Origin of the sequence: Paracoccus yibinensis (assembly GCF_030846195.1) — a bacterium.
GTDB classification, from domain to species: Bacteria; Pseudomonadota; Alphaproteobacteria; order Rhodobacterales; family Rhodobacteraceae; genus Paracoccus; species Paracoccus yibinensis.
Genome location: NZ_JAVCWH010000003.1, coordinates 12,686 through 25,176, shown reverse-complemented (window position 1 = coordinate 25,176; position 12,491 = coordinate 12,686). Strand labels below are relative to the sequence as shown.

Annotated in this window: 13 protein-coding genes; 11 read left to right on the top strand and 2 right to left on the bottom strand. The window is 65.3% G+C overall.

What is annotated here, in order from left to right; all coding sequences use genetic code 11:
• Positions 1 to 4: 4 nt before the first annotated feature.
• Genes RAH32_RS07285 through RAH32_RS07275 form a run of 3 tightly spaced genes read left to right on the top strand, consistent with a single transcriptional unit; the run spans position 5 to position 2,024 of the window.
• Positions 5 to 391, top strand: coding sequence for a hypothetical protein (locus RAH32_RS07285; RefSeq protein WP_306606644.1), 387 nt, complete (start codon positions 5 to 7; stop codon positions 389 to 391).
• Positions 388 to 984, top strand: coding sequence for a cytochrome c oxidase assembly protein (locus tag RAH32_RS07280; protein WP_306606642.1), 597 nt, complete (start codon positions 388 to 390; stop codon positions 982 to 984). The genes RAH32_RS07285 and RAH32_RS07280 overlap by 4 nt, the downstream gene beginning before the upstream one ends.
• On the top strand, positions 981 to 2,024 hold the full coding sequence (locus RAH32_RS07275) for a c-type cytochrome (RefSeq protein ID WP_306606640.1): 1,044 nt from the start codon (positions 981 to 983) through the stop codon (positions 2,022 to 2,024). The genes RAH32_RS07280 and RAH32_RS07275 overlap by 4 nt, the downstream gene beginning before the upstream one ends.
• 23 nt (positions 2,025 to 2,047) lie before the next feature.
• On the opposite strand, the gene RAH32_RS07270 is transcribed toward RAH32_RS07275, so the two are convergent.
• Positions 2,048 to 2,476, bottom strand: a complete 429-nt coding sequence (locus tag RAH32_RS07270) for a DUF2238 domain-containing protein (protein ID WP_306606638.1) — start codon at positions 2,474 to 2,476, stop codon at positions 2,048 to 2,050.
• Between the two features lie 260 nt (positions 2,477 to 2,736).
• On the opposite strand from RAH32_RS07270, the gene RAH32_RS07265 reads away from it, so the two are divergent.
• The 8 genes from RAH32_RS07265 to RAH32_RS07230 all read left to right on the top strand — a co-directional run bounded on the left by RAH32_RS07265 (position 2,737) and on the right by RAH32_RS07230 (position 10,308).
• Entirely contained in the window at positions 2,737 to 3,450 is a 714-nt protein-coding gene (locus tag RAH32_RS07265) for a response regulator (protein WP_306606636.1), read from the top strand.
• Entirely contained in the window at positions 3,450 to 4,832 is a 1,383-nt protein-coding gene (locus tag RAH32_RS07260; RefSeq protein WP_306606634.1) for an ATP-binding protein, read from the top strand. Before RAH32_RS07265 ends, RAH32_RS07260 begins: the two co-directional genes overlap by 1 nt.
• A 320-nt stretch (positions 4,833 to 5,152) precedes the next feature.
• The gene (locus RAH32_RS07255) at positions 5,153 to 5,995 is read left to right on the top strand and encodes a hypothetical protein (RefSeq protein ID WP_306606632.1); all 843 of its coding nucleotides are present in this window, start codon (positions 5,153 to 5,155) and stop codon (positions 5,993 to 5,995) included.
• Positions 5,996 to 6,049: 54 nt separating this feature from the next.
• Positions 6,050 to 6,676 carry a hypothetical protein gene (locus RAH32_RS07250; protein WP_306606631.1) on the top strand — a complete coding sequence of 209 codons (627 nt, stop codon included), beginning with the start codon at positions 6,050 to 6,052 and terminating at the stop codon, positions 6,674 to 6,676.
• Between the two features lie 98 nt (positions 6,677 to 6,774).
• Positions 6,775 to 7,110: a penta-EF hand family protein gene (locus tag RAH32_RS07245; RefSeq protein WP_306606629.1), complete on the top strand. Its 336-nt coding sequence runs from the start codon at positions 6,775 to 6,777 to the stop codon at positions 7,108 to 7,110.
• A gap of 126 nt (positions 7,111 to 7,236) precedes the next feature.
• Positions 7,237 to 7,725 carry a hypothetical protein gene (locus RAH32_RS07240; protein WP_306606628.1) on the top strand — a complete coding sequence of 163 codons (489 nt, stop codon included), beginning with the start codon at positions 7,237 to 7,239 and terminating at the stop codon, positions 7,723 to 7,725.
• A 132-nt stretch (positions 7,726 to 7,857) separates the two neighbouring features.
• Positions 7,858 to 9,063, top strand: coding sequence for an AI-2E family transporter (locus RAH32_RS07235; RefSeq protein WP_306606627.1), 1,206 nt, complete (start codon positions 7,858 to 7,860; stop codon positions 9,061 to 9,063).
• 225 nt (positions 9,064 to 9,288) lie between these two features.
• Positions 9,289 to 10,308, top strand: a complete 1,020-nt coding sequence (locus tag RAH32_RS07230) for an FUSC family protein (RefSeq protein WP_306606625.1) — start codon at positions 9,289 to 9,291, stop codon at positions 10,306 to 10,308.
• A 91-nt stretch (positions 10,309 to 10,399) separates the two neighbouring features.
• Here the strand turns inward: RAH32_RS07230 and RAH32_RS07225 are convergent, their stop codons facing one another.
• Positions 10,400 to 12,463 carry a TRAP transporter permease gene (locus tag RAH32_RS07225; protein ID WP_306606623.1) on the bottom strand — a complete coding sequence of 688 codons (2,064 nt, stop codon included), beginning with the start codon at positions 12,461 to 12,463 and terminating at the stop codon, positions 10,400 to 10,402.
• Positions 12,464 to 12,491 lie beyond the last annotated feature (28 nt).

Sequence of the window (12,491 nt, the reverse complement as noted above, 5' to 3'; positions counted from 1 at the left end):
CCGCGTGACCGGGATCAGCCACCGCCAGGACCAGGACGAGTTCCGCGGCGCCACCGGAAGCCTGTTCCGCATCGCCCTGGCGCCGACGATCTGGGCCTTCCATTTCCTGTTTTGCTACGCCGGCGCGGCCGTGTGGTGCGCGAAATTCGGCACGCCGGGGGGCATCGCCTTCCTGCGCCTGTCCATCGCGGGGCTGACGGTGCTGGCGCTTCTGGCCATCGCCTGGCAGGGCTGGCGATCCTATCGGCAATGGGCGCCCCACGACCATGACGATCATGTCGAGGGTTCCCATCGCTTTCTGGGACATGCCGCGCTGTTGCTGTCGGTCATCTCGTTCGTGGGCGTCGTCTATGTCGCCATGCCGGCGCTGTTCATCGGAAGCTGCCTATGACGACACGGTGGCCATATGCGCTTGGCGGCATTCTGCTTTTGTCGGCAATCTGGCTGCTGCCGCTGCCTGACGGCCCGCGCTTTCCCCTGCACATGATCCGGCATATGGTGCTGGTGGCCTTGGCCGCCCCGCTGCTGGTCCTGGGCTTCCCGGCGCTTGGCCGGTGGCTTGCGATCCCGCCGCTCATGGCGGCTGCGCTGGAATTCGCGCTTGTCTGGGCTTGGCACCTGCCTGTCGCGCATGGCCTGGCCTATCGGCTGCCCGCGGGTTTTGCAGCGGAACAGGCCAGCTTCCTGCTGGCCGGGCTGTGCGTCTGGGGCAGTTGCCTGCGCGGCGCCATGGAGGACGATCCTGGACTGGCGCTTGCGGGGGCAGGGGGCCTGCTGCTGACCTCGATGCACATGACCCTGCTGGGGGCCCTGCTGACGCTGGCGCCACGCGATCTTTATGCCGACTTCTGCGGCACGGTCCCCGCATTGGACGCGCAGGCGGTCGGGGGAATGCTGATGCTGGCCATCGGCACGCCCGTCTATCTGGCGGCGGGGGTCGCGCTTGCGGCGCGGGCCTTGTCCCTGCGCGAGGCGGCGTCATGAGCCGTCTGCGCGTCATCGCCGTCACCCTGGCTGCCGCAGCAGGGATCGCCGCCTTGGCCGGGGCGGCGGTGGTGTTCCTGGGCCTTTACAACACGTCGGCCAAGTCGGGGCACTGGGCCATCACCGGCTGGGTCTTGCACACGACCTTTGAAAACGCAGTCGAACTGCGTGCCCCTCCGCCAAAGGCGGTCCCGGATGATCTGGAGGACCCGGCGTTGATCGAACTCGGCGCCCGGCATTTCGACAGCGCCTGCCGGATGTGCCATGCCAGCCCCGGCCAGGTGGCCGGCGCCACCGTCAGGGCCATGGTGCCACCGCCGCCGCAGATCGAACGGGCCACGGCGAACTGGCAGCCGGCCGAGATGCACTGGATCGTCGAACAGGGCGTCAAGATGTCCGGGATGCCCGCCTGGCCCGCCGAAGGGCGGGGGGACGAGGTCTGGGCCGTCGTTGCCTTCCTCTCGGCAGTCAAGCGCGGCCTCGGCCCCGCCGATTATGCCACCCTGACCGAACCGTCGCCGCAGGGTTATTGCGCGGGCTGCCATGGGCGCCAGGGCACGGTCCGGGCACCCCGGCTGGACATCCTGTCGCCCGAATACATCGCCACCGCCCTGCGGGCCTATCGCACGGGCGCCCGGCCCAGCGGCATCATGGCCCATGCCATCAGCCAGGTGGACCCGGCGGCGGATGCCCGCTTGGCGGCCGACCTGTCCGACCTGCCTCCGGCACCCCGGGACGAAAACGGTCAGGCCCCCGCCGCCGATGCAGAGGCCATCGCCCGCACCGGGTCCATCGACATTCCCGCCTGCCTGTCCTGCCACGGTCCCGGCAACCGCAATCCGCTCATTCCCTCGCTTGACGGTCAGGTGCGGGCCTATCTTGAACAGCAGCTGTTCCTGTGGCGGGACGGCCGCCGCGGGGGCGGCGCCCGTGCGGTGCTGATGCACGAGGCGGCTGATGCCCTGACCGATGTGCAGATCCGGGCGCTTGCGGCCTATTTCGCCGAAAGGGGCGTGCCGGACCGAAACGACCCCGAATGAGGCACGCCAGGGGCAGTTGCGGGTCAGCCCGCCGATACCGGCCGGGTGGTCCCGTCCGGCCGCATGAACCGCAGGGCCAGTGCCGCGGCAAGACCGGCGCCGAACGTATCCATGATGATGTCGATCACGGTGTCGTCCTTGCCCTTGATGACATTCTGGGGCGCCAGCATGTCATAGAACCACTCGGCCACCTCCCACCAGGCGCCGATCGCCACGCCCAGGCCGGCGATCAGGACTGCGGCAAGCAGAGGCTGGCCCGGCCGGAATGCCGGCGCGCAGATGATCAGCGCCAGCCACAGGGTCAAAGCAAAGATCGTGGCGGCATGGAGGACGCGGTCGAACCACCAGGCCATGGCATAAAGGTCGAAGGCATAGCCTGCCACATTGGCGACAATCAGGATCGCCGCGCAGATCCAGGCGACAAGCCGCCCTTGCAAGGTAGACTGCATCATCGTTCCCTTCATCTGATACCCCCGGCAACCGCCTCTGGCCACCGGACGCCTGCATTTCCCATAAGGGCCGCTCTGAAATCACCAGACCTGTCTAAGGCATAATCCCGCAAAGATGCGCGGCGATTTTTTCCAAGCTGTGCCAGTTTGTGACAGGCCGCGCTTGCGGACACATTCTGTCACCACTTTTCCCTGCGTTCCGCAGGCGCCCGGGGCATACTTGGGCGATAGCAAGCGACGTCCACCAACAAAGGCGCAGGGAAATGTCTGATCATCATATTCTGATTGTCGATGATGATCCCGAAATCCGCGATCTGGTGTCACAGGTCATCGCGGCCGACGGCTATCAGGCCAGTCAGGCCTCGGATGTCCGGTCCGCTCAACGGATGCTTGAACGGAACGCGGTGGACCTCATGGTCCTGGATCTGATGCTGCCCGGCAAGGACGGCCTGACCTTCTGCCGAGAGCTGCGGGCGACCGGCGTCATGACCCCGATCATCATGCTGACCGCGAAAGGGGATGACTTCGATCGCGTCCTTGGCCTCGAGATGGGGGCCGACGATTATCTGCCCAAGCCCTTTCACGGGCGCGAACTGCTGGCCCGCATCAAGGCCGTGCTGCGCCGGAGCAACAGCCAAAGGCCCGCTTCCACGGAACCGGCCTCCAGGTTCGTTTCCTTCGACGGATGGCGCCTTGATACCGGCAAGCGGGAACTGATCTCCACCGACGAGATCGTCGTCCTGCTCAGCAGCGCGGAATACGAACTGCTGATCGCCTTTCTCACCTGGCCGCAGGTCGTGCTGTCGCGAGAGAAGCTTCTGGACGCCACCCATGGCCGTTCGGCGATCATTTCGGACCGCAGCATCGACATCCAGGTCAGCCGGCTGCGCCGCAAGCTGGGCGACGACCCGCGAGAGCCGCGCATCATCAAGACGATCTGGGGCGACGGCTATCTGTTCACGCCGGACGTGACCTGATGGCCTTCTACGCCAGCATGCGGTTCCGCACGGCTGCGATCATCGTCGCCAGCTTCATCCTGTCCCATGCAGCCGGCCTGCTTTTCTATGCCCTCGACCGGCGCGATACGCTTGCAGTGACCGAGGCCGTGGACCGGGCCGAACGGGCCGCCGACATCAGCCGCCTTCTGCATGAAGTGCCTGCGGACTGGCACGACAGCATCATATCCTTCTCGGACAGCCGGAACCTGCGCGTCTGGCTGTCGGACAAACCCGCCGTGGTCGTGCCGGAACCGACCAGGACGGAACGCGACATCGCGGCCTATCTGCGGACCCAGGTGCCCCGCATCGCCGAAGGCGACCTGCGCGTCCGCTTCATCGAAGCCGAGGAATACCCGATCACGCCCCCGCCATTCGATCCGTCGGGGCGCGCGGGATCGCCCGCCTATGCCCGCAACGATCCCGACAAGGGGTCCGCGCTGACCATCTCGATGCGGCACGACGACCGGCAATGGATCAACTTCATCGGCCTTCTTGGCCCGCAACGGGTGTCCCTTCCCAGTCTTTTCCTTGCCAACATCATCTCGAGCGCGATCGCCATCGCCCTGGTCGCGTTCTGGCTGGTCAGGCGGGTCACACAGCCGCTTGCCCGTCTGTCCGAGGCGTCCGAGCGGCTGGGACGCAACCTGTTCTCGGCGCCGCTTCCTGTTTCCGGCCCAAGCGAGGTGGTCCTGGCGGCAACGGCCTTCAACAAGATGCAGCGCCGCCTGATACGCCTCATCCGCGGCAGGACGGAATTCCTGGCGGCCATTTCCCATGATCTGCGAACGCCCGTCACCCAGATCAGGCTGCGGACCGAGATGATGCCTGCCTCTCCCGAGCGCGACAAGAACCTGCGGGCGCTTGACGACATCGACGCCATCATCGGCACCTTCCTCCATTACGCCCGGACAACGGACGATGCCGAGGTCAAGAGCCGCATCGACCTTGGCGCCCTGGTCGCCAGCATCTGCGACGATCTGTCGGACAGCGGCGCCATGATCGATTGCGACTGCGCGTCCGGGGTCATCCTGTCCTGCAAGCGCGTGGGCATCAAGCGGGCGGTGACGAACCTGATCGAGAATGCCCTCAAATACGGTCAGAAGGCCCGCGTGAGCATCCAAGCCACCCCCCATGCCGTCATCATTTCGGTCGAGGATCGCGGACCCGGCATTCCCGCGTCCGAGCTTGAAGGGGTGTTCCTGCCCTTCAATCGCGGCGACAAGGCCCGATCCGCCGGTTCGGGGGGGATCGGGCTTGGGTTGAGCATCGCGCAAGCCATCGCCGAGGATCACGGCGGCGAGGTGCGGTTGAGCAATCGCAGCCAGGGGGGGCTTTGCGCCCAGCTTGTCCTTCCCCTGTGACCGGCCCGGCTCCGGTCCGCAGTCGGCGGGCGCGAACATTCCCCGCCGCCCAGGCGCGGCGCGGCGTTCCCGTTGATTCGTTCCCTGCTGGTCAACTGTGACCCAAGTTGCTCTGCCATCGGTTTTTCGGCGGCAGATGGCGTCAAGATGTGTCGGCGGCTCTGCCTGTCACATGCTGTCACAGCCTCGACAAACATGACCCGAATCCGGCTTGCCCCCATCGCTTAAGGTTGGGGGTGCGGCCATCGTGCCGGTGCGGCTTCGGCTTTCCCCAGGGCGGGGCCGCACGTCTTGCAGACCAAAGCCGAAAGGAGATGGACATGGCTTTCACCGCTTGTGCCAGAACCAGACTGATCAATTCCGCCGCTGCAGCAATGCTGGGCATTCCCTTGTGGGCGGGCGCCGCCCTGGCCCAGGAAACCCCTGCTGCAGAGGCAGACACGGCAGGCGCCGGGCAGGCGCAGCCCATGGAGGAACCGGCTCAGGATGCCGAAGGGCAGTCTTCCCCGGCCGCCATCGACAACGCGCTGCTGGCAACCATCGGCGGGGCAGAGATACGCAATTCCGATCTGCTGACGGCGATCGGCGCGCTTCCGCCGCCCCTCAGCGCCCAGCCGCCCGAGATCGTGGCCTCGCTTGCGCTTCAGCAGTTGCTGCTGCGCGAAGCCATCGTGCAGAAGGCACGGTCCGAAAACCTGGCACAGGATCCCGAGGTCCAGTCGCTGGTGTCGCAGGCCACGCAAGCCGCCGAGAAGAGCGCCCTTGTGCAGGTCTGGCTGCGGCGCGAATTGCAGGATCGCGTGACACCGGCTGCCGTCGAACAGGCCCATGCGGCCTTGCAGGCGGTCACGTCCGACGATGTGCCGCCGCTGGACCAGGTGCGGTCGCAGATCGAGGAAAGCCTGCGCCGCCTGGCCGTGAAGGACATCGAGGCGTCCCTGCTGACCGGGGCGGACATCACGTTCTATGGCCCCGACGGAAAGCCGCGTTCAGGACAGCAGGACACGGGCGGCGCTGCCTCTGCCACGGGCCAGCCGCCCGAGGGCGCGGCTGCGGACCAGGCGAATGCGGATCAGGCTGGCGGCGCCAGCCAGGACGCAGACGCCCCGGCCGATCCGGCCACCCCGGAAGACGGGACCAGCGGTGCCCAGACCGGGAACTGAACCGCGTCGGGAAACCCCTGACACACTGCATTCAAGCAAATTGGAGAAAAGATCATGATGAATCGCATCAAACTGCCCGGAACCGGCCTTCTGGCCTTGTTTCTGTTCACCGCGCCAGCCTTTGCCCAGGCTGCCTGGGAATACGACGCCTGGGACGCGGATACGGACGGCACCCTGAGCGTCGAGGAATTCAGCGAAGGCTTCCTTGAGCGGGTGGACTTTGCCGGCTGGGACGAAGATGGCGACGGCGTCCTTTCGGAAACCGAATTTGGTGGCGGGATCTACAGCCGCTATGACGCGGATTCGACCGATGCGATCGAAGAAGCCGAATACGGGGCCTTCGAACGTGACTTCGGCGATGGCGGTTTCTGGCACTTCCACCACCCGGACGTGACCGCGGAGGCCGATGCCGAGGCAGAGCCGGCCGAGGACGTGATCGGCTTCGAGGCCTGGGACATCGACGGCGACGGGATCATCCTCAGCAACGAATTCCAGACCGGCTTCCAGACCTGGGGCACCTTTGGCGAATTCGACACGACGGCCGATGGCGGCGTCACCAAGGAGGAGCTGAGCGAAGGGATCTTCGCCCGGTATGACGACGACGACGACGGCCTGATCGAAGAACCCGAGCTTGCCGATATCGGCGATGACATGGGCGACGAAGGCCTCTGGGACGTCTGAACGACGGCCCGGGCTGCGCCGGGATCGGAAGATCATGCGGCGCAGTCGGTCAAGCAAGCGGCGGCAGACACCGCCTGAACGATGATTTGGAGGACAACATGACCTTGGAACTGAAAAAGATCGCCGGAATTGGCGCCATCCTTGCAGCCCTGACCGCAACCCCGGCATTGGCCCAGGACATGACCGAATGGGACAGCGACGGCGACGGCGCGTTGAACCAGGACGAATTCGGCAACGGCTGGAGTTCCGCCTTCGGCGAGAACGAAACTGCCTTCGACGCCTGGGACGAAGACGATGACGGCGCGCTGAGCGAGGACGAATACAATGCCGGCGTGTTCGATTCCTACGACCGGGACAACAGCGGCGTGATCGAGGAGCCGGAGTTCGGAGCCATCGGCGACGATCTGGGCGACGAAGGCTTCTGGGACGTTTGACCGTCCGCTGCGCAGGGCAGGCCTCGAGGCCCGCCCTGCCTCGACCGCCCGTCCGGCTTGATGCCGGGCAAACCACCCAAGGCAGGTGGCCGGTGGATCCAGTAATCCGATTGCAGGAGAACCCTCATGATGACGGAGAATTTGAAAAGAAGCAGCACGGGCATTGCCGCGGCGCTTGGTCTGGCCCTGGCAGCCACGCCCTTGTGGGCGCAGCAGCCGCAGGAAACCGGCAGCGAGGCCGCCAAGAACGAGGCCGAAAAGGTCGGAATGCGCGACGTCGAGGAGGTGACGGGGTCCAGCGTCCTGAAGGGGACATCCGCGACCGACTCTGTCCTTTACATGATCGTCGGACCTGCGGGGAACCTGCTCGCACTTGCCGCGCCTCTGCCCGCGCCATCGGGATCTGCAGAAGGTTTGGCGGCCCAGGCCGCGCCCTCGGGCAACGAAAGCACCGGCGCTGCCTCCAAGGCGGGAGAGCCTGCCGAGGAAGGCTTCATGGCAACGCAGGCACAGCCGGCCACGCCGAACATGTGGGATCCCGTGGCAGTCGAAAGCGCGATACGGCAGCTTGAACTTGGCACGCGTGCCGCCGCCGGAGAAGTGGCCGAAAACTGATCCGCGCTTGGCCCATCCTTCTGCCGGGGCGGTCGGTTCCGGCGGAGGAAAGGCAGGACAAGAAGGACTCCTGTGCCGGATGCGCCCGCGGCTGACAACCTTGTCGGCAATGACCCTCAGGAAAGACGCAAGATGAAGACCCCCAGGACATCCCGGCAGGCTTCCCGCGCGTCTTTCCGGCCGCCCTTGGTCGTCATTGCGGTGATCCTGGTGGGCTGGGCACTGCATGTAACGGCTGCCTTCATGGTTCCCGTCGCGTTTTCCTTTCTCCTCGCCCTGCTGGTGGCGCCCCTGGACCGGCGCGTCGCGGAACGGATGCCCCCCAGGTTCACCTGGGTCGGCCATGTCGCCGCAATGGGCGCGATCCTTGTTTTCCTGCTGGTGCTTGTCGGCATGATCTGGATGGCGGCACAACAGCTTGTCGAACGCTTTCCTTCACCAGGCGCTGGTGGCAGCCTGCTGCCCCAGTTCGGACAGGAGTTTCGAAGCATTCTGGGAAATTCCCCCGCGGATGCCTCGGCGACAGCCATGTCCGCCTCCGCCGCGCAGGAGCCCGGACGCTCTTCCGCTGGCTCGCACCCCCAAGATCTTCAGGACCTTTACGACCGGATTGTCCAGATCCTTTCAAAAGGCGCCGCTGTCGAGGAACTGGGGTCCTGGGCATCCGGGATCGCCACGAAGATCCTGGGCGCGGCCAGTGCAACGTTGGTTGCCACCTTGCTCGTGATCTTTCTGACGCTCATCATGCTCGTCGAGGCGCCGGAGTGGCGCCGAAAGATCGACAGCGTCCTGCACGCCTCCACCCGCAACGCGGCCGTGGATGCGATCGCGGTCATCTCTGCCCTGCTGCGGCGCTATCTCATCGCGCGCACGATCCTCGGGGTCATCACGGCAGCCCTTTACGTCGGTTGGCTGTGGTTTCTGGGGGTGGACCTGCTTGTGGTCTGGGGTCTTCTGGCGTTCGCCCTCAACTATGTGCCTACGCTTGGTTCGATCATCGCCGGGGTCCCGCCGATCCTCTACGCCGTGGTGCAGAAGGATCCCGGCACGGCGGTCGTCGTCGCAGCCGGGATTCTGGTCATCGAGCAGGTGATGGGCAACTATGTCGATCCGCGGGTGCAGGGCAGGCAGGTCTCGCTGTCCTCTCTTGTCGTGCTGATTTCGCTGCTGCTGTGGGGTTGGATATGGGGAATTGCAGGTGCAATCCTGGCGGTGCCGCTGACCATCACGGTGATGGTCGTCTGCCTGCATGTCGAACACCTGCGGCCCCTTGCGCTGATGCTGAGCAATCTTGGCGACCTTGAAGAACTGGACCAGCAGGTGACTCATCCCGATTGACGGCTATTCCGTTATCTAACCCGGAAAAGGCTGGTTCCGTCTTGGCAAGAGCGCCAGCAGACAGTGAGCATGTGCAACTGGTGACTGTTCTGGCCTGGTCAATTGCAGGCCCTGCTGCCGTTTCTCGGAGAGTCAGGGCCAATGACCCCGTGGATGACGCCAGACTTGTGCTTCGAGGCGCTTCTCTCTTTTGTTGGCACATGACAGGCAACTGACGAGGCAACGTTGTTAGAACGGTTCATCCATCCGTCCCGCGTCGACGCGCGCGACATGCTGCGGCGGGCGCTGCAATCGGCCCTTGCCGGTTTGGCGACCTATCTCATCATGACCCGGCTGAACCCTGCAGAGGCTTTCCTGGCCATCCTCAGCGCGGTGCTGATCATCCAGCCTTCGGTGGGGGGAACGATGGGTGCAGCCTGGACGCGCCTGCAGGCGACGGTGACAGGCAGCCTGATCAGTCTTGCCTGCGTCACCCTGCTTCCCGATGTCTGGGGCGCATCCGCGGCGCTTTTCCTGTCATTGCTGGTCGTCGGTGGCATTGCCGGGTTGCGTCCTGACTGGTCCTATGGCGCCGTTGCAGCGGTCTCGATTGCCCTGGCCCCGGAAGCAGAGGCCCTGGGGACGGCGGGCGCAAGGGCCTTGGCCATCGGCCTGGGGGCGGCATTGGGGGTGTTCGTCTCGTTGCTGGTCTGGCCGGATCGCGCCGAATCGCGCTTTGATCGCCATTTCCGCACGGCCTTGCTGGCAACGGCAACGCGCCTGGAGGATGCGTTGGAGGCCGTGACGCAGGAGGGAGCGGACGCTGCGCCGCCGGATCACGTCTCGGATTACCACAAGGCGATCCAGCAGGCACAGGAAGCCCTGGGCGCCGTGAAGCTTGCCGATTGCGCGGAACGGCAGCGCCGTCTCGAGGCGCTTCGCCGGCTTTACAATTCGATCATCATCCTCGACCGTGCCGCCGAACCCGATGCGGCATCTGCCACACACACCTCCGACATGGAGGAGGAGGTCAGCACCCTCCGCCGTCAGACCTGCGCCCTGCTGAGAGCCTTGGCAGAAGGAGAGAAAGGATGGAAGCAGCGAACCCATGAGATCGACGAGGCGCTGAAAAGCCTCAGGGCGGTGCTGGAGGAGGATAATCCGCGTTCCGACCAGCACCAGAACCGCAGTGCCTTGGCTTTCGGGCTTCTCCAGGTGCGAAAGACATTATCAGAACTTGCCACCCTTTGTCAGAGGCAAGGCTGATCCGGCGGAAATACGTCCTGATGACGATGATCGCGCAAGCGTCCAGGCGCCGGAGGGCAGGGAATGCTGCTCCTCCGGCAGGTGTGTCTTGTCAGGGTGCCAAGGTTGCGGAAGTGTCGCGCCGTCCCAGATAATGCCGCGCCGTCACGGCAGCCAGGATCGCAAAGCCCAGGGCGGTCGAAACCGGCTCGGGCGCGATCAGCAGCATCGCGGCCAGGACCAGGGCGATCCGCTCGATCACCCAGAGCGGGGCGAACAGCCAGTTGGTGATCGCGACCGACAGCGCCACGATGCCCAGGACCGCGCCGGTGAAGGCCAGCAGGAAGTCGGGCAGCGTGAAGGCCTGCGTCACGATCAGCAAGGACGGCGAGAAGACGAAGACAAAGGGCACAAGGGCCTTGCCCATCGACAGCCGGAAGGCCGTGTTGCCCGCCTTGAAGCCGTTGGCCCCCGCGATCCCCGCCCCCGCATAGGCGGCAAGCGCCACGGGCGGCGTCACATCCGCCAGCACCCCGAAGTAGAAGACGAAGAAATGCGCCACCAGCGGTTCCACGTTCAACATCCCCAGCACGGGCGCGGCGACGGCCACCATGATGATATAGTTGGCGGTCGTGGGCACCCCGCAGCCCATCAGGATGCAGACCACGGCCGTCATCACCAGCGTGAACAGCAGGGTCAGGGTCTGGACGCTGAACAGTTCGAACGGCAGAAAGCCCAGGAAGGCGTGGAAATCCGCCGCCCCGCTGGCCGCGACCGAGGTCACCATGAAGGCGATCTTGAAGCCCACCCCCGTCAGCGTGACGATGCCGATGACGACGCCCACAAGGGCGGCGGCGGCGGTCACCGACAGCGACTGGCGCGCGCCGGACACGAAGCCGTCGAAGATGCCGGCGGCTGTTTCCTTGATGCCTTCCACGGGGCCAGACGCCATGACCCGCTGGATCAGATAGACGGCCATGCAGGCCGTGATCGCCCAGAAGGCCGACAGGAAGGGCGTGCGGCCGGACATCAGCATCCAGACCAGCAGGATCAGCGGCGCGACCGACAGCCAGCCTTCGCGCAGGACCTTGCCGGCCTTGGGCAGTTCCTCCTTGGTCAGGCCGCGGATGCCCAGGCGCTTGGCTTCCAGGTGGACCTGGACCAGCACGCCGAAGAAATGCATGAAGGCAGGCACGATGGCCGCGATCAGGATCGTGCGCAGCGGAATGCCCAGGTATTCCACCATCAGGAAGGCCACCGCCCCCATCACCGGGGGCGTGATCTGCCCGCCGGTCGAGGACGCGGCCTCGACCGCGGCGGCGAAATGGCGGCGGAAGCCGATCTTGATCATCGCCGGGATGGTCAGCGCGCCCGTCGTCACCGTGTTGGCAATGGACGACCCCGAAATCGTGCCCAGCATGGCCGAGGACACGACCGACACCTTGGCAGGCCCGCCCGAGAAGCGGCCGGTCAACGCGGTCGCCAGGTCGATGAAAAGCTGCCCCAGGCCGATCTTCTGCGCCATCACCCCGAACAGCACGAAGTGGAACACATAGGTCGCGATCACCCCAAGCGCAGTGCCATAGATCCCCTGCGAGGTCAGATACAGGTGGTTGATGATCGTGTTCCAGTCCGCGCCGGGATGGACCAGGATCCCCGGCATCGACTGGCCCCAATAGGCATAGGCGATGAACAGAAGGGCGATCACCGGAAGGGGCCAGCCCATCGACCGGCGCACGGCCTCCATCAGCGTCAGCAGCAGCAGGGTGCCCATGACGATATCCAGCGTCAGCGGGTTGCCCACGCGAAAGGCCAACTGGTCATAGATCCAGGGCACATAGAAGGCGCTGACCGCCCCGGCGATGGCGAACAGCCAGTCATAGACCGGGATGCCCAGGATGACGAAGCCCGTGGTCTTGTGGCGGCCGCTGTTGAAGGCCGCGAAGCTGAGGAAGATCACGAACAGCGACACGCCCATGTGCAGACCACGATGGGTCGTGGCGCGCGGGATGCCGAAGCCCGCCGTGTAGAAGTGATAAACCGACAGCAGGAACAGGATCACCGCAGTCAGGATCGCGACGGGGCGCAGGACGGTGCGGAAGCGGGCCTCGGGGTCGTATTCCTCTTCGAGGGCGCGCAGTTCCGCTTCGGACATGGGGCGGGACGTTTCACTCATGGATCATTCCTTGTTGCAGGAAACGGAA